Source organism: Paenibacillus oryzisoli, assembly GCF_050467285.1.
Lineage (GTDB): Bacteria > Bacillota > Bacilli > Paenibacillales > NBRC-103111 > Paenibacillus_E > Paenibacillus_E oryzisoli_A.
In genome coordinates, this window is sequence record NZ_JBCMUN010000038.1 from 42,664 (window position 1) to 58,797 (window position 16,134).

A 16,134-nucleotide genomic window follows, 5' to 3' on the forward strand; every position below is an offset into this window, starting at 1 on the left:
AAGGTGGTATGTCCATGAGCGAGGGGAACATGCCTTTGGAGTATTACATTCAAATCTCAGTGTCGGATGATAAGCTGTCGGCACATGCACTACTTTCCAATCTGGACGACAATTTTACGGTAACGCTGGGGCAGCTGAAAGGTCTTCTTCAGTCCCATCAAGTCGTTCACGGCGTAGATGAATCGGTCTTGGCAGCCATTGCTGCCAATCCCCAGTCGTATGCGCACAGGAAAACGGAGATTGCTTCAGGTACACCGTCCGTTGACGGGAAAAATGGTTATGTGAAACTCTTGTTCGATATGGACGCTGACGATAAGAAAGCGATCGAGGAAGAAGACGGACGAGTCAATTTCAAAGAAGTCATCTCCTTGCATAATGTGAAAAAAGGGCAGTTAATCGGACAGCGCTTCTTGGCGACGGAAGGTATGCCTGGCCGAGCAGTAACCGGTGAAATGCTGCCTTTTAAAAAAGGGAAAGAAACCCGTTTCAAAATGGGGAAAAACGTCGTGGCTGATAGCGAAGCTACGGGGCTATATGCCACAATTGACGGCATGGTGGTCAAAACCGACAGAGAGAAAATCAACGTATTTCCGATTTATGAAGTCAACGGCGATGTCGATTATCGTGTTGGAAATATTGATTTTATCGGTACAGTTGTCATCCGCGGCAATGTTCTTCCAGGCTTTAAAGTTCGCGCGGCCGGTGATATTCGTATCATTGGGGGCGTCGAAGCGGCCGAATTGGAAGCTGAGGGGTCAATCGAGATTACGGCAGGCATTGTCGGGCAAAATAAAGCGAATATTAAAGCCGGCTCCAATGTGAAAAGCTCATTTATCCAAGATGCAACCATTGAAGCGGGGGGAGATTTAACGGTTTCGCAAAGTATTATGCACTCGACAGTGCGCGCTGGTAAAAATGTGATCTGTGCCGGTTCCAAAGGACTCATTGTCGGTGGAACGATTCAAGCCGGCGAACAGGTGACAGCGAGAACGATCGGCAATTCCATGTCAACGACGACCGTTATTGAAGTCGGCGTGCTGCCGGAGCTTCGCAACGAACTGGTTCAACTTCGCGCACAGCTTCGCACACATATGGACAATTTTGACAAGACGACCAAAGCGCTTTCGATCCTGGACCAACTGGCCGCAGCAGGCCAATTGACGCCTGATAAAGTGGGCATGCGCGTTAAGCTGAATCATACGAAGAAGCAGGCGATTGAAGAGCAGAACGTGCTCAAAGATCGCATGCTTGAAATCGAGAAGTCGCTCGAGGATTCCTCTAATGCCAAGGTTCAAGTCATCTCGACGATCTATGGCGGGACGAAACTCGTGATCGGCCGCAATACCAAATTCGTCAAAGATCAGGCGAATCGCGTTACTTATCGTCTTCACGACGGAGATATTTCATTTAGTGCTAATGTGTAAATGGAGGTGGGGTAAGCGATGAGTTTTAAAGCCATCGATTTACAGTTCGCCGTACACAAAAACGATGAGGCCGGAATCAAGCAGAACCAACTGATGCAGAAGCCACGGCACGATGAAGTCGTGCTTGAGCAGCATGCCTTGCTGGAGACGAATCATGATCGTCATCGCAGCGCCAAGCTGGAGGAGAGCGCACGCCCGGATCTCAAAGACAAGCATGAGCAGAAGCGCGCTCCTCAAGAGCGCAAAGCACGCGGCACCATCTCCGGGCAATCGGCCGCCGCGCCAGAGGATGGCGTGCGTGTTCCCGCGCATCCCTACAAAGGGCATCATATTGATTTATCTCTTTAATTTGTAATAAGAAAAAGGTGAAACTCATGGCAATGCCGCCATTTGCATACGTTATTTTGCTCGGTCTAGTGCTCATCGTCTATGCGCGGTTTCTTCCAAAAACCGTTTCAGCTGGAGCGGGGAAGGCGAAATCGGCCGTTCAGGAGATCGAGGAAACAATCGAACATTTCGCGGCGGAAATGGATGAACAAAATCAGGCCATGCTCGATCTCTTTACCAAAACGAAACATGACTACGAAGTGGAGCTAGCCAAGCTGGCAGGGCGATTGGAGTCGCTGGAGCGCCAAAAAATAGAACTTTCACGCGAGCTGACCAAGCAGTCGGCAGCTGAACTTGGAGCGGATCGTACCACGATGGCGGAGACGGCCGTCTCTGTCAGTCCGCAAGAAGCGCAGGCAGGCAGCGCGATGCCGAATGCGGCGGAAAGTCATGATGCGGCCGACCAGGCGGCGCAGCCCGATCCAGAACCCGCTTACACAGGGTTAAGCATGCGAACGCGCTATTCGGATCTGTTTGCTTTGCATGATCAAGGCAAAAGCGTTGAGGCCATTGCCAAAAAGCTGAACATGAACAAAGGCGAAGTCAATTTAATCCTCCAACTCTCCAGACAGGAGGAGCGTACGCATGTTTAAGAATCGTATATTCGTTTCAGGTCTTGGCATCGGCGTCATCGTCGGGGCGATTTTGTTGCAAATCATGCTTATTCGACCGAGTGCGGCACCAAATACTGACCCTTCCGGCACGATTTCGTTGGAGGAGATGGACCCGCAGAAGCTGAAGCAGGAAGCCTCTAAATATTTTCAAGTCTACGATTTGAATGTGAAAATGTTTACCCAAGCCGAGCTTGACGCAGCTGTGCAGAAGAAAATCAAAGAAGAGGAAGACAAAGCGGCAGCTGCAGCGAAGCCGGAGCAGCAGCCGACCAAAGCACCGCCGCAGAAAATCGTGATTTACGTCCAGCCGAGCCTTGATGCGACGGCGGTTGCAGATCTCCTCGTTCAATCCGGCGTGATTACGGATCGGAACGCGTTTGCAGCGGAGCTTGCCAAGCAGGGGGGCAACTACAAGATTCAGGTCGGCTTCCACGCCTTCGAGGGCGTTCAAGATATGGCCGGAATCGTGGCCAATTTGCTGACACAACCGCCGAAATAAAGTGCGCTAAAAGATCTTCATAGAAAGATCTTTTTTTGTTGAAACGGGCAAATTTCGTTGGGGAGAAAAAGTTGCAACCGATTTTCAGTTGTGGTATATTTATTCACGGTGTTAAAAACTCACGCCCGTCAATTTGCATAATGGTGCTTACAAATGTAAGTTTTATGCAAAGATGCGAGGGGCGGCGGATGCCAAATAAACCATTTTGAGGAGGGATTGGGGATGGCAGTAATCTCCATGAAACAGCTTTTAGAAGCTGGCGTACATTTCGGTCACCAAACACGTCGTTGGAACCCGAAAATGGACAAGTACATTTTCACTGAAAGAAACGGTATCTACATCATCGACTTGCAAAAAACGGTTAAAAAAGTTGAGGAAGCTTACAACTTCGTTAAATCCGTTGCAGAAGAGAACGGTACACTGCTATTTGTAGGTACTAAGAAACAAGCGCAAGATTCCGTTGCTGAAGAAGCAGAACGTTGCGGCATGTACTTCATCAACCAACGTTGGTTGGGTGGTACACTGACAAACTTCGCTACCATTCAAAAACGTATCGACCGTTTGAAAACTCTTGAAAGATGGGAAGAAGATGGCACGTTCCAAGTTCTTCCTAAGAAAGAAGTTATCATTCTCCGCAAAGAGAAAGAGCGTCTTGAGAAATTCTTGGGCGGCATCAAGAACATGAAAGGCCTGCCAAGCGCACTTTTCATTATCGACCCTCGTAAAGAGCGTATTGCTGTCGCAGAAGCTCGCAAATTGGGTATCCCAATCGTTGGTATCGTTGATACAAACTGCGATCCGGACGAAATCGATTACGTGATTCCAGGTAACGACGATGCAATCCGCGCTGTGAAATTGCTGACAGCGAAAATTGCTGATGCAGTTATCGAAGCACACCAAGGCGAGCAAACAACAGCTTAATCCATATGAATGTGAAAAGGGTGGTTGGAAGGTGTAACAGCCTGTCACCACCCTTTTTTTAGAATAACATTGGCGTTACATATTACTTAATCCAATTAGGAGGTTTCTTTTCCATGGCAATTACAGCTGCACAAGTAAAAGAACTACGTGAAAAAACAGGCGCAGGTATGTTGGACTGCAAAAAAGCGCTGGAAGAAGCAAACGGTGACGTAGGAAGAGCTTCTGAAATTCTTCGTGAAAAAGGTCTTTCCGCTGCAGCAAACAAAGCGGGCCGTATCGCAACAGAAGGTGCTGTTGAATCTTACATCCACGCTGGCGGTAAAGTTGGCGTTCTGGTTGAAATCAACTGCGAAACTGACTTCGTAGGTAAAACGGACCAATTCAAAGCATTCTGCCGCGACATCGCAATGCACATTGCAGCAGCTAGTCCGCTGTACGTGCGCCGTGATGAAGTGCCAACGGAAGCTTTGGAGAAAGAAAAAGAAATCCTTAAAGCTCAAGCGTTGAACGAAGGCAAGCCTGAAAAAATCGTTGAGAAAATGGTTGAAGGTCGAATCGGCAAATACTACGAAGAATACTGCTTGATGGAGCAATCCTTCGTGAAAGACCCAGACAAAACGATCGAGCAATTGCTGAACGAAAAAATTGCAACGATCGGCGAGAACATCTCCATTCGTCGTTTCGTACGTTTTGGTCTTGGTGAAGGTCTTGAGAAGAAACAAGAAAACTTTGCGGAAGAAGTTATGTCCCAAGTGAAACTATAATAAGCAGCGACAAAAAGTTGGAACACTTGGTGTTCCTTCTTTTTTAGCCCTTAACTTGATCGGTTTGCAAGGAAACGGAGGTATACAAGTTGGGTCAACCTTTTTACAAAAGAATTGTGCTGAAATTGAGCGGGGAAGCTTTGGCGGGACAACAAGGGTACGGCATTGATTCCGAAATTATTACCTCCATTGCTCAGCAAGTGAAAGATGTAGTAGAATTAAGTGTTGAAGTGGCTGTTGTTGTAGGCGGAGGCAACATTTGGCGCGGCATTGCCGGCAGCGAAAAAGGGATGGACCGTGCAACGGCAGACTATATGGGTATGCTTGCGACGGTTATGAACTCATTGGCGCTGCAGGATGCGCTTGAGAATATCGGCGTGCCGACACGCGTTCAGTCTTCGATTACGATGCAGCAAGTGGCTGAGCCGTATATCCGCAGAAGAGCGATGCGCCATCTGGAGAAGGGAAGAGTCGTGATTTTCGCAGCGGGTACGGGCAATCCATACTTCTCGACAGATACGACGGCTGCGCTTCGAGCTGCAGAGATTGAAGCTGAAGTTATTTTAATGGCCAAAAACAAGGTTGATGGTGTATACTCCGCTGATCCATTCAAAGATCCGACAGCTAAAAAATTCGAAACACTGACTTATATGGAAGTCATTAGCAATAACCTTGGCGTTATGGACTCAACGGCTTCTTCCCTCTGTATGGACAACAACATCCCGCTAGTGGTGTTTAATATTACGGAAAAAGGCAATATCAAACGCGTTGTTCTTGGTGAGAAAATCGGTACGACTGTTAAAGGGAGTGTATAATCGATGCCGCAATCAGTGAAAAAGAACGCAGAAGACCGGATGGAGAAAGCGATCGGCGCGCTTAAGAGAGATTTGCTGACGCTGCGTGCCGGACGCGCAACGCCATCGCTGCTGGATCGTATTCAAGTCGAATATTATGGTGCGATGACACCGGTCAATCAGCTCGCGAACTTGACAACACCGGATTCCCGCACGCTGCTGATCCAGCCGTGGGACAAGAGCTCAATGTCTTCTATTGAAAAAGCGATCATGAAGTCAGATCTTGGCTTAACGCCTTCCAATGACGGTTCCGTGATTCGAATCGTCATCCCAGCTTTGACGGAAGAGCGTCGTGCTGAACTCGTGAAAATGACGAAGAAATTCGGTGAAGAAGCGAAAGTTGCGATCCGAAACATTCGCCGCGACGCGAACGACGACATCAAGAAGCTCGAAAAGTCCGGAATTTCGGAGGATGAGTCCCGCAAACATCAAGAGGACATCCAGAAATTTACCGACAAATTCGTAGCCGAGGTTGAGAAAGTGCTGGCAGCGAAAGAGAAGGAAATTATGGAAGTTTAGCGATAGATATGCGCCCCCGGGTAGTAATCACTGGGGGCTTTTCATCTTTCCCTAGTTGGGAGGAACAACAGTGCTTAAGCTATTCAAGAATTGGTTCGGTAACAATCGCAAGCCTGCTCGTTTATCCCTGCCGGAGATTGAGCTGGATAAAGTCCCGGCGCACGTGGCGATCATTATGGACGGCAACGGGCGGTGGGCGCAGCAACGAGGGCTGCCTCGCGTTGCGGGACACCATTCCGGCATGAAAAATGTGAAAAAAATAACGATGGCGGCCAATGACATCGGTGTGAAAGTGCTGACTATGTATGCATTTTCTACGGAAAATTGGAAGCGACCGAAGGAAGAAGTGGAGTTTCTCATGAAGCTTCCGCAGGAGTTTTTTCCTTTGGAAATTGAAGAGTTGATTCAGAACAACGTGCGGATTCGGATGACCGGTTGGAAAGAGGGGCTGCCCGACTACACGCTGAACGCAATTGAAGGTGCGATTGAACGGACGAAGCATAATACAGGTTTGATTTTGAATTTTGCTTTGAATTATGGCGGCCGCAAGGAAATTATTACCGGTGTGCAGCACTTGATTCAGGACGTCCAGGAAGGAAAGATTAATCCTGATGAACTGAGCGAAACGCAAATTTCATCCTATATGCTTACGTCAGATCTGCCAGATCCCGATCTCCTGATCCGAACCTCCGGAGAACAACGGCTCAGCAACTTTTTGCTGTGGCAGCTGGCATACTCCGAGCTTTGGTTCACGGACGCATACTGGCCTGAATTTACGGAAGACTTGTTCAATCAAGCGATTGCGGAATATCAGCGCCGCGGCAGAAGATACGGCGGAGTTTAAAGCTTAGATGTCATCTAGGGGGATTCACCTTGAAACAGAGATTAATAACCGGCATTATCGCCGCTATTGTGTTCCTTACCTTGCTCGTATTAGGCGGCTACTGGTATGCAGGGCTGATCGTGCTCGTGTCCATTATCGGCTATCGCGAATACTTGCAAATGAACGGGTACATGCCTTTCAAACTGACGGCGGGCATCGGACTGATTGCTTTGCTCATTTTAACGATTCCTTGGGAACAAGAACAGTTCGGAGGTTCGTTCCCTCTCTCGACTACAGCTGTCATCTGGCTCGGCATGTTTCTGCTGCTATTTATTACCGTCGCGTCGAAGAATAAAATCACGATTGATCAAGTATCGGTCATTTTGCTTGGCGTCGTTTACATTGGCCTTGGCTTCAATTACATGATCGCAGCTAGGCTTGGAGAACACGGTTTGTTTTGGACGTTCTTGATTTTCGTCTGCATCTGGGCTTCCGATTCAGGCGCCTATTTTGTTGGCTCCAAGCTTGGTAAAACGCCGTTATGGCCGCAAATCAGCCCTAAAAAATCCGTTGAAGGCGCCATTGGTGGCATCGTTATTTCCGTGATTGCAGCGATTATTTTTGCCATTGCTTCTCCGGAACTATTGAGCATCCCACAGGCGCTTCTTTTAGGTCTTGTCATCGCAGTTGTGGGACAAGTGGGAGACCTCATCCAATCGGCTTATAAACGGGTAAAAGGAATTAAAGATACAGGGACGCTGCTTCCGGGTCATGGCGGTGTGCTGGATCGCATGGACAGTTGGTTGATCGTGTTTCCTTTTGTTTATTTGCTTGGCTTAATTCCGCAATAATGACTACCTGTGGGGTGTGCAAATCATGAAGAAAATAGCCATACTCGGCTCCACCGGCTCGATCGGTACGCAAACGCTCGATATTGCGGCGCACGCGCCCGAACAGTTCCAAGTGACCGCCATTTCAGGTGGTTTTAACAGCGAACTAATCATTGAACAATCGCAGCGGTTTCGCCCACAACTGGTATCCGTGGCAACGAAGGAGCTCGCGGACAGGATTGCCCAGCATGTACCTGCTGGCACTCGTGTGCTTCACGGCGAGGAGGGTTTAATGGCGGTCGCGACGGAAAGCGGCGCGGACATCCTTGTGACTGCGTTGGTCGGAAGCCAAGGCCTGAAACCGACGCTGGCTGCGATTGAAGCAGGCAAGCATATCGGGCTTGCCAACAAAGAAACGCTCGTCAGTGCCGGTCACATTGTGACGGAGGCGGCGAAGCGCAAAGGCGTTGCCCTTTTACCGGTGGACAGCGAGCATTCTGCGATTTTTCAATGCCTGAACGGTGAGAAACCTTCGCAAATCGAGCGCATTACATTGACCGCATCAGGCGGCTCATTCCGGGATCGCACACGCGCGGAGCTCGAAGACGTGACGGTCAAGGAAGCGCTGAATCATCCCAACTGGTCCATGGGCGCCAAAATCACAATCGATTCCGCGACGATGGTCAACAAAGGGCTTGAAGTGATTGAGGCACATTGGCTTTTCGGTCTGGATTACGATCATATTGATGTTATCCTTCATCCCGAAAGCGTGATCCATTCCTACGTCGAGTTCATCGATCATAGTGTCATCGCTCAGCTTGGCAATCCGGATATGCGGATTCCGATTTCCTACGCGCTGACGTATCCGGATCGGATTCCGACACCGACAACGCGATTGAATTTAGCGTCCATCGGCAAGCTTAACTTCCGCGAAATGGATTACGAGCGGTTTCCGTGCTTGCGCATGGCGTTTGAAAGCGGCAGGCAGAGCGGCACGACGCCGACGGTGTACAACGCAGCCAACGAGGTTGCGGTTGCACGCTTTTTAAAAGGCGAAATCACGTTTCTCCAGATCGAATCCATTATCGAAGCAACGCTTCAAAAGCATGAATCCTATCCAAATCCTCCAATTGAACTCATTCATGAACAAGATCAATGGGCGAGACAGGTTGCAGCCGCGATGACGTTTTAAATGGAACGGGTGCGCTAGCAATAACGTCTAATTCGTCCTCCTGGTTCGTATACTGATCTGAGTGCGCATAGCTTGTATTCCGCGGTTCAATAGTGGTAATCTAAGAATACGCTCTCCTTTCTACATAGGACAGTTTCTAAGATAACCCGAAGGGGGAAATACGACTTGTCGGCTATTGAAGTTGCGTTAAAGGTGATTTTGCTGTTTTTCGTCCTTGTGACGATTCATGAATGGGGCCATTTTTACTTTGCCAAGCGGGCGGGCATTTTGGTGCGCGAGTTTGCCATCGGATTTGGACCGAAAATTTTCTCATATAAAAAAGGCGAGACCCGCTATACGCTGCGCATCTTGCCGATCGGCGGCTTTGTGCGGATGGCAGGGGAGGATCCCGAAATCGTTCAGGTGAATCCCGGTCAGACGATTGCCGTTAAGGTGAATAAGCAGAATCAAGTCACGCATCTGTACCTCGATCAATTAGATCGTCGTTCTAACGTTATCCTCGGTGTTGTTGAATCGATCGATTTGGAACGCGAGCTCCGCGTAGCCCTGGAAGTTGACGGAGAGAAAGTAACGTTCCCAATCGATCCGCAAGCGCTGATGGTGACCAAAGGGACAGAGACGCAAATTGCGCCTTATGATCGTCAATTCGGTTCCAAGCCGGTTGGCAAGCGTGCGCTAGCCATTGTGATGGGGCCTGTGATGAACTTTGTGCTGGCCATCGTGTTGTTCCTCATCGTTGTCATCATGTCCGGTGTCTTCACGAATGTTAAGTTGGATACGGTTCAGGCTGGCAGAGCTGGTGAAAAAGCTGGACTGCATAAAGGCGATGTGATCATTTCCATCAATAATCAGGTGATCGGTGACGATCGTGAGAAACTCGTAACGGCGATTCAATCCTCTGCTGGCAAAACGATGACTTGGGTCATCGATCGTGCGGGGGCGCCGTTAACGCTGCAAGTGACGCCTGAACTCGAAGCAGGAACAGGCAAATTAGGTGTCGTCATCAGTGGGGATCGCCGCAGTGCAACATTTAAAGAAGTAATCACCGGTACATATGACCAAGTCGTAGGAACAACCATTAGCATTGTGACCGGCTTGCAGAAGCTTGTCATGCTGCAGTTCAAGCTCGACGATCTCGGCGGACCGGTACGAACGGCGCAAGTGTCGGCGGAGTTTGCCAAGATGGGGATTACGTACCTGATCTCTTGGGCGGCTACTCTGAGCCTCTACTTGGGGATCTTTAATTTGCTGCCGATTCCGGCGCTAGATGGAAGCCGTCTACTCTTCATGGGGCTGGAGGCGCTTCGCGGCAAGCCGATCGATCCGAACCGCGAAAGTCTGGTTCACTTTGTCGGTTTCGCGCTGCTCATGCTGTTAATGGTGGCTGTCACCTACAATGATATTTTACGATTAATCAAAGGGTAGTCCGAGAATCGTGGGAGGATTTATGTCGAACGATAAACAATTTGTCCGAGAAATTACACCGCAGGGAGAGGACTTCTCCCGCTGGTATATTGATGTTATCAAGAAAGCGGACCTGATGAGCTACTCACCGGTTCGCGGCTGTATCGTGTTCAAACCGGACGGCTTTGAAATCTGGGAGAATATTCAGCGCGAATTGGACAGCATGTTCAAAGCGACGGGACACCGCAATGCGTACTTTCCACTATTTATTCCGGAGAGCTTTTTCCAGAAAGAAAAAGAACACGTTGAAGGCTTTAACCCTGAATTGCCTTGGGTGACAGAAGCAGGTGGAGAGAAACTGGAAGAGCGCCTAGCGATTCGTCCGACTTCCGAGACGATGATTGGCCACATGTACGCCGAGTGGATCAACTCCTACCGCGATCTTCCACTGCTGATTAACCAATGGGCAAACGTTGTTCGCTGGGAAAAGCGTACGCTGCCGTTCCTGCGCACAACCGAGTTCCTCTGGCAGGAAGGTCATACCGCTCACGAAGACGAGCAGGACGCACGCCGCGAAACGATGCAAATGCTGGAAGTGTACCGCAAATTTGCCGAAGAGTTCCTCGCGATTCCGGTAATTGTCGGTCAGAAGACACCTTCCGAGAAGTTCGCAGGGGCGGTTGATACATTCTCCATTGAAGCGATGATGAAGGATGGCAAAGCGGTGCAAGCCGGAACGTCCCACTACCTGGGCACTAATTTCGCAGTCGCGTTTGATATCAAATTTCTGGACCGTGAAAATCAGCATCAATTCGCGCATACGACCTCTTGGGGCGTAAGTACTCGTCTGATCGGCGCCTTGATCATGGTTCATGGGGATGACCGTGGTCTTGTACTGCCGCCGAAGGTTGCACCGACGCAAGTCATCATGATTCCGATTGGACCGCCAAAAACGCGTGAACAAGTCATCGGACGTGTGGACGAGCTGTACGCGGAACTGAAAAAAGCCGGTGTTCGTGTCAAAGTGGATGACCGCACCGATCAAAGCCCGGGCTGGAAGTTTAATGAATACGAAATGCGCGGCGTTCCGATTCGTGTTGAGCTTGGACCCCGCGACATGGAGAACGGACAAGTTGTTCTCGTTTCCCGCGTCAGCGGTGAGAAGAAAGTCGTGCAGCAGGCGAATTTTGTAGAAGAAGTGCAAAATCTGCTTGCCGAGATTCATCAGCAGATGTATGATAAAGCGAAGCAATTCCGCGATGAACATTACATTGCGGTCGATACAGTCGACGAGTTCAAAACGTTCCTCGAGACGAAGCGCGGTTTCGCGTTAGCCGGTTGGTGCGGCTCGGATGCGTGCGAAGCGCAGGTCAAAGAAGAGACTGGGGCGACAAGCCGCAACATCCCTTTCGAACCGTCCGAAACGAAGTCGACATGTCTCATTTGCGGGGAAGCCGCGAAGCATACGGTTGTTTTTGGTCGAAGCTATTAATTGTCAAATCCAGGGCACTTGGAGTCTAGGCTCCATTGCCCTTCGTATTTTTTATGGGGAGGCTGTTCATGAGTAATCTGGCTGATAAACGGAATCGCTTTGAGCTTTTGATGCAGCAAGCCGAGATTCCAGGCGATATGGTGCGGACCTATTTTACGGACGGTTATATCGATCAAGTAGAAATCAGTCGTAAGAATCGGGACTGGACGTTTTATTTGGTGAAGGAAGAACTCGTCCCTCAGCCGATTTACCGTTCGTTTTGCAAAATGATTCAAGAGAAGTTCGCGTCCATTGCCAAAATCCGATTCATTTGGAAGTTTGAGCAGGCAGGTGCGGACGCCTTGGTCGCCGAATATTGGAGCCTCTTCATGGAGTGGCTGCAGCGGGAGGTCCCATCTATCAACGGATGGATGGCCAAGGCGAGAGTTGACGTGCAGGGTACGCAGCTTTCGTTGATTTTGCTCGACAACATTGGGCTTGAGCTGGCCCGGAAGAAAAATATCGACATGTATGTTAGGAACTTTTTTCATAACTATTTTCAAATGGAATTATCTGTCAAATATTCGCTCGGCGCCGCTTCTGAAACCGAAGCGGAATATGAGAAGTTCGCCAAACAGCGTGCCGAAGGGGAAAAATCGTTCACGCAAGAGATCATGATGTCGATTGAGATGGAAGACGAGGATACCCTTGTTTCGGATGACGAGCTGAAGCTGGTCATGGGCTACGAAATCAAGGAGGTTCCGACACCGCTCAAAGACATTCAGGAAGAAGAAAAGAAAATTACCGTGCAAGGAATGGTTTTCGGTCTGGAAGTCAAGGAACTGAGGAACGGCAATACGCTGTTCTCCTTTAACCTCACCGACTTTACCGATTCCATGGCGATGAAGATGTTCGCGAAGACGAAGGAAGACGTCAAGATTCTCAGCCTTCTGTCGAATGGGACATGGGTGCGCGCAAGAGGGAAGGTCGAGTATGACCGCTTTATGCAAGTCCCTGAGCTGGTTATGATTCCGAACGACTTGACGGAAGTCATGGCACCGAAGGACCGCATGGACGATGCCGAGGAGAAGCGGGTCGAGTTCCATTTGCATACCAATATGAGCACGATGGATGCGCTCACGCCTGTGGACCAACTCGTGAAGACGGCAGCCAAATGGGGCCATAAAGCGATTGCGATTACCGACCATAGCAACATTCAATGCTACCCGGATGCGGGTAAAGCAGCAAAAAAACATGGCATCAAAGTTATCTATGGCTTAGAAGCCAATGTCGTGAACGATGCGGTACCGATTGTCATGAATCCAATTGATATCGAAATGAAGCAAGGCACGTATGTCATTTTCGACGTGGAGACGACGGGGCTCTCGGTGACGAATAATAAAATTATCGAGCTCGCCGGCGTCAAAATGCAGGACGGGAAAGAAATCGACCGGTTTGCAACGTTTATTAATCCGCATGAGCGAATTCCATATAACATTCAGCAGCTCACAAACATTACGGATGAAATGGTCGCGGATGCGCCGGATATTGAAGAAGAACTGCCGAAGTTCATTGACTTTGTCGGCGACAGCATTTTAGTTGCGCATAACGCGCGCTTCGATATGGGCTTTCTGCAAGCGAACCTGAAGCGCATGGGGCTGCCGGAAGTGAATAATGCCGTGCTCGATACGCTGGAGCTTGCTCGTTTCCTGTTCCCGGCGATGAAAAACCACCGGTTGAACACGCTCTCGGACAAGTTCAAGGTAAGCCTTGACAATCATCACCGTGCGATCGACGACTCGATCGCGCTGGGTTTTGTTTTATTCCATCTGATCAATGAAGCCTACGATCGGCAAATCGTCTCCTTGGCGAGACTCAACGATTATGTCGGCAAGGATTTGTCGAATCAGCGCCCGTTCCACTGTTGTATTTATGCACTGAACGCGACGGGGAAGAAAAATTTATTCAGACTGATCTCATTATCTCATACAACATATTTACAGCGTTCCGCAACGATTCCGAAAAGTGTGCTCGTCGAGCACCGAGAGGGGCTGCTGATTACCTCCGGTTGCGAAAAAGGCGAGTTTTTCGAGGCTGTGCTCAACAAATCGGTCGAGGAGGCCGAACAGGTTTCCGAGTTCTACGATATTCTGGAGATTCAACCAGTCAGCTATAACATGCATTTGGTCGAGAAAGGGCTCGTCGGCAGTGCCGAAGATCTGGAAAACGCCGTTCGACGTGTGTGCGAAATCGGAGCCAAAACCGGCAAGCCGGTGATTGCGACTGGCAACGTGCACTACTTGCATCCGCGAGAAAAAATGTGCCGAGACATTACGATTAACGGGATTACCGGCTTTAGTCCGCTCAAGGGCACCAAAAAGCCTGATGCACATTTTCGGACGACGAAGGAAATGCTCCAGGAGTTTAAGTTTCTTGGCCAAGAGAAAGCGCATGAAGTTGTCATTCGCAACACGAACGAGTTGGCGGACCGCTTCGAAGTGATCGAGCTGTTCCCGGACAAGCTGTTTACACCGATTATTGACGGCGCGGACGATGAAATTCGGACGACCTGCTACAACACGGCGAAAAGCATCTACGGCGAAGAACTGCCGGAAGTGATCGTGGCGCGGCTTGAAAAAGAGCTTGTGCCGATCATCAAATACGGCTTCTCCGCGAACTATCTCATTTCCGAACGTCTCGTAAAAAAATCGAATGCGGACGGCTACCTCGTAGGGTCCCGGGGATCCGTAGGTTCATCCGTCGTTGCGATGATGCTCGGCATCTCCGAAGTTAATCCGCTGCCGCCCCATTACATTTGCTACAGTTGCCAGCACAGCGAATGGTTCCTGGACGGCAGTGTGCCGAGCGGTTTCGACTTGCCGAACAAAATTTGTCCGAACTGCGGCGAGCCGATGAAAGGCGATGGGCATGATATTCCGTTCGAAACGTTCCTTGGCTTTAAAGGGGACAAGGTTCCCGATATTGACCTTAACTTTTCGGGCGAATATCAGCCTGTGGCGCACAACTACACGAAAGTGCTGTTCGGCGAGAAGAGCGTATTCCGTGCCGGAACGATCGGTACGGTAGCGGAGAAGACGGCGTTCGGCTTCGTTAAAAAATACGAAGAAGAAATCGGCGCAAAATGGCGCGGCGCTGAGCTTAATCGATTGGCCGGCGGCTGTACCGGCGTTAAGCGGAGTACGGGCCAGCATCCCGGCGGGATCGTCGTCGTACCTGACTATATGGAAGTCGACGACATTACACCGGTGCAATTTCCGGCTGATGATAAAAATTCCGAGTGGATGACGACCCACTTCGATTATCACGCCTTTGACGCGAACCTGCTCAAACTCGATATTCTGGGACACGACGATCCGACGATGATGCGGATGCTGCAGGACATAACAGGCATCGATCCGACGACGCTTCCGATGAATGATTCGAAAGCGATGAGCATTTTCTCCTCGACGGAAGCGCTCGGCGTCACGCCGGATCTAATCCGTTCGCCGGTAGCGACGTATGGTGTTCCCGAAATGGGAACGAAATTCGTGCGTCAAATGCTTCAAGAGACGCAGCCAAGCTCGTTTGCCGACTTGCTCCAGATTTCGGGATTGTCTCACGGAACAGGTGTTTGGCTCGGCAATGCACAGGAACTGATTAAAAAAGGCATCTGCAACATTAAGACCGTAATCGGTTGTCGTGACGATATTATGCTCTACTTGATTTACAAAGCCGGCATGGACGCGGGTCTGGCGTTTAAAATCACGGAAAGCGTGCGGAAAGGGAAAGGGCTCACCGACGAGTGGAAGGAAGAGATGAAGCGCTGCAACGTGCCAGCATGGTACATCGAATCCTGTGAGCGCATCGAGTACATGTTCCCGAAAGCGCACGCCGCCGCTTACGTTATTTCCGCGGTGCGTACCGCTTATTTCAAGGTGTACCACCCGATTGCCTACTACGCGACATATTTCAGCGTTCGGGCGGCGGACTTTGATTTGGACTTGCTGTGCCAAGGTTACGATGCGATTCTGAAGCGGCTTATCGAAATCGAGGAGAAAGGCTTCCAGGCGTTGCCGAAAGAAAAAGCGATGATTTCCATTCTCGAAATGGCGCTGGAAATGACGGCGCGCGGCTTCAGCTTCAAGCCGATCGACATTTACCGCTCGCATGCGACAAAGTTCATCATCGACGGCGATTCACTGATTCCCCCGTTTGCCGCACTGTCCGGCATCGGCGAGAACGCGGCGAAGAACATTGCTGCGGCAAAGGAAGAGGGCGGCGATTTCCTCTCGATCGAGGATTTCCAGAATCGGTCGAAAGCGTCCAAAACCGTCATCGAAATGCTGAGCAGTATGGGCTGCTTCCGGGGACTGCCGGAGTCGAATCAATTGTCCTTGTTTTAGCGCCTGTCAAGTGAAAATCGTTTACAAGT

The 16,134-nt window shown here is 49.9% G+C and carries 14 protein-coding genes; all 14 read left to right on the top strand.

The genetic code is table 11. The features are described from left to right. Positions 1-14: 14 nt before the first annotated feature. The 14 genes from ABE504_RS32555 (at position 15) to ABE504_RS32620 (ending at position 16,105) form a co-directional block, all read left to right on the top strand. Positions 15-1,424 (top strand): DUF342 domain-containing protein, encoded by a 1,410-nt coding sequence (locus tag ABE504_RS32555; protein ID WP_430096841.1) that lies wholly within the window; start codon positions 15-17, stop codon positions 1,422-1,424. 18 nt (positions 1,425-1,442) lie between these two features. After that, positions 1,443-1,772 (top strand): hypothetical protein, encoded by a 330-nt coding sequence (locus ABE504_RS32560; protein WP_430096843.1) that lies wholly within the window; start codon positions 1,443-1,445, stop codon positions 1,770-1,772. A 32-nt stretch (positions 1,773-1,804) separates the two neighbouring features. Continuing rightward, positions 1,805-2,404 (top strand): DUF6115 domain-containing protein, encoded by a 600-nt coding sequence (locus ABE504_RS32565; protein WP_430096845.1) that lies wholly within the window; start codon positions 1,805-1,807, stop codon positions 2,402-2,404. Next, a complete protein-coding gene (locus ABE504_RS32570) occupies positions 2,397-2,924 on the top strand; it encodes a hypothetical protein (RefSeq protein WP_430096846.1) in 528 nt (175 codons plus the stop codon). Before ABE504_RS32565 ends, ABE504_RS32570 begins: the two co-directional genes overlap by 8 nt. A gap of 222 nt (positions 2,925-3,146) precedes the next feature. Continuing rightward, positions 3,147-3,845, top strand: a complete 699-nt coding sequence (rpsB, locus tag ABE504_RS32575) for a 30S ribosomal protein S2 (protein WP_126145006.1) — start codon at positions 3,147-3,149, stop codon at positions 3,843-3,845. A 113-nt stretch (positions 3,846-3,958) separates the two neighbouring features. After that, entirely contained in the window at positions 3,959-4,609 is a 651-nt protein-coding gene (gene tsf, locus ABE504_RS32580; protein WP_430096847.1) for a translation elongation factor Ts, read from the top strand. Between the two features lie 89 nt (positions 4,610-4,698). Beyond that, the gene (pyrH, locus tag ABE504_RS32585; protein ID WP_430096849.1) at positions 4,699-5,424 is read left to right on the top strand and encodes a UMP kinase; all 726 of its coding nucleotides are present in this window, start codon (positions 4,699-4,701) and stop codon (positions 5,422-5,424) included. 3 nt (positions 5,425-5,427) lie between these two features. Further along, on the top strand, positions 5,428-5,982 hold the full coding sequence (gene frr, locus ABE504_RS32590) for a ribosome recycling factor (RefSeq protein WP_126145009.1): 555 nt from the start codon (positions 5,428-5,430) through the stop codon (positions 5,980-5,982). Between the two features lie 70 nt (positions 5,983-6,052). Further along, the gene (locus ABE504_RS32595) at positions 6,053-6,826 is read left to right on the top strand and encodes an isoprenyl transferase (RefSeq protein WP_430096851.1); all 774 of its coding nucleotides are present in this window, start codon (positions 6,053-6,055) and stop codon (positions 6,824-6,826) included. 29 nt (positions 6,827-6,855) lie between these two features. Further along, entirely contained in the window at positions 6,856-7,656 is an 801-nt protein-coding gene (locus ABE504_RS32600) for a phosphatidate cytidylyltransferase (protein ID WP_430096853.1), read from the top strand. A gap of 25 nt (positions 7,657-7,681) precedes the next feature. Then, positions 7,682-8,827, top strand: a complete 1,146-nt coding sequence (locus tag ABE504_RS32605) for a 1-deoxy-D-xylulose-5-phosphate reductoisomerase (RefSeq protein WP_430096855.1) — start codon at positions 7,682-7,684, stop codon at positions 8,825-8,827. A 165-nt stretch (positions 8,828-8,992) separates the two neighbouring features. Beyond that, complete coding sequence (gene rseP, locus ABE504_RS32610) at positions 8,993-10,252, top strand: RIP metalloprotease RseP (RefSeq protein ID WP_430096857.1); 1,260 nt, start codon at positions 8,993-8,995, stop codon at positions 10,250-10,252. A 22-nt stretch (positions 10,253-10,274) separates the two neighbouring features. After that, a complete protein-coding gene (proS, locus tag ABE504_RS32615; RefSeq protein ID WP_430096858.1) occupies positions 10,275-11,723 on the top strand; it encodes a proline--tRNA ligase in 1,449 nt (482 codons plus the stop codon). 68 nt (positions 11,724-11,791) lie between these two features. Next, the gene (locus ABE504_RS32620) at positions 11,792-16,105 is read left to right on the top strand and encodes a PolC-type DNA polymerase III (RefSeq protein ID WP_430096859.1); all 4,314 of its coding nucleotides are present in this window, start codon (positions 11,792-11,794) and stop codon (positions 16,103-16,105) included. Positions 16,106-16,134: the final 29 nt, after the last annotated feature.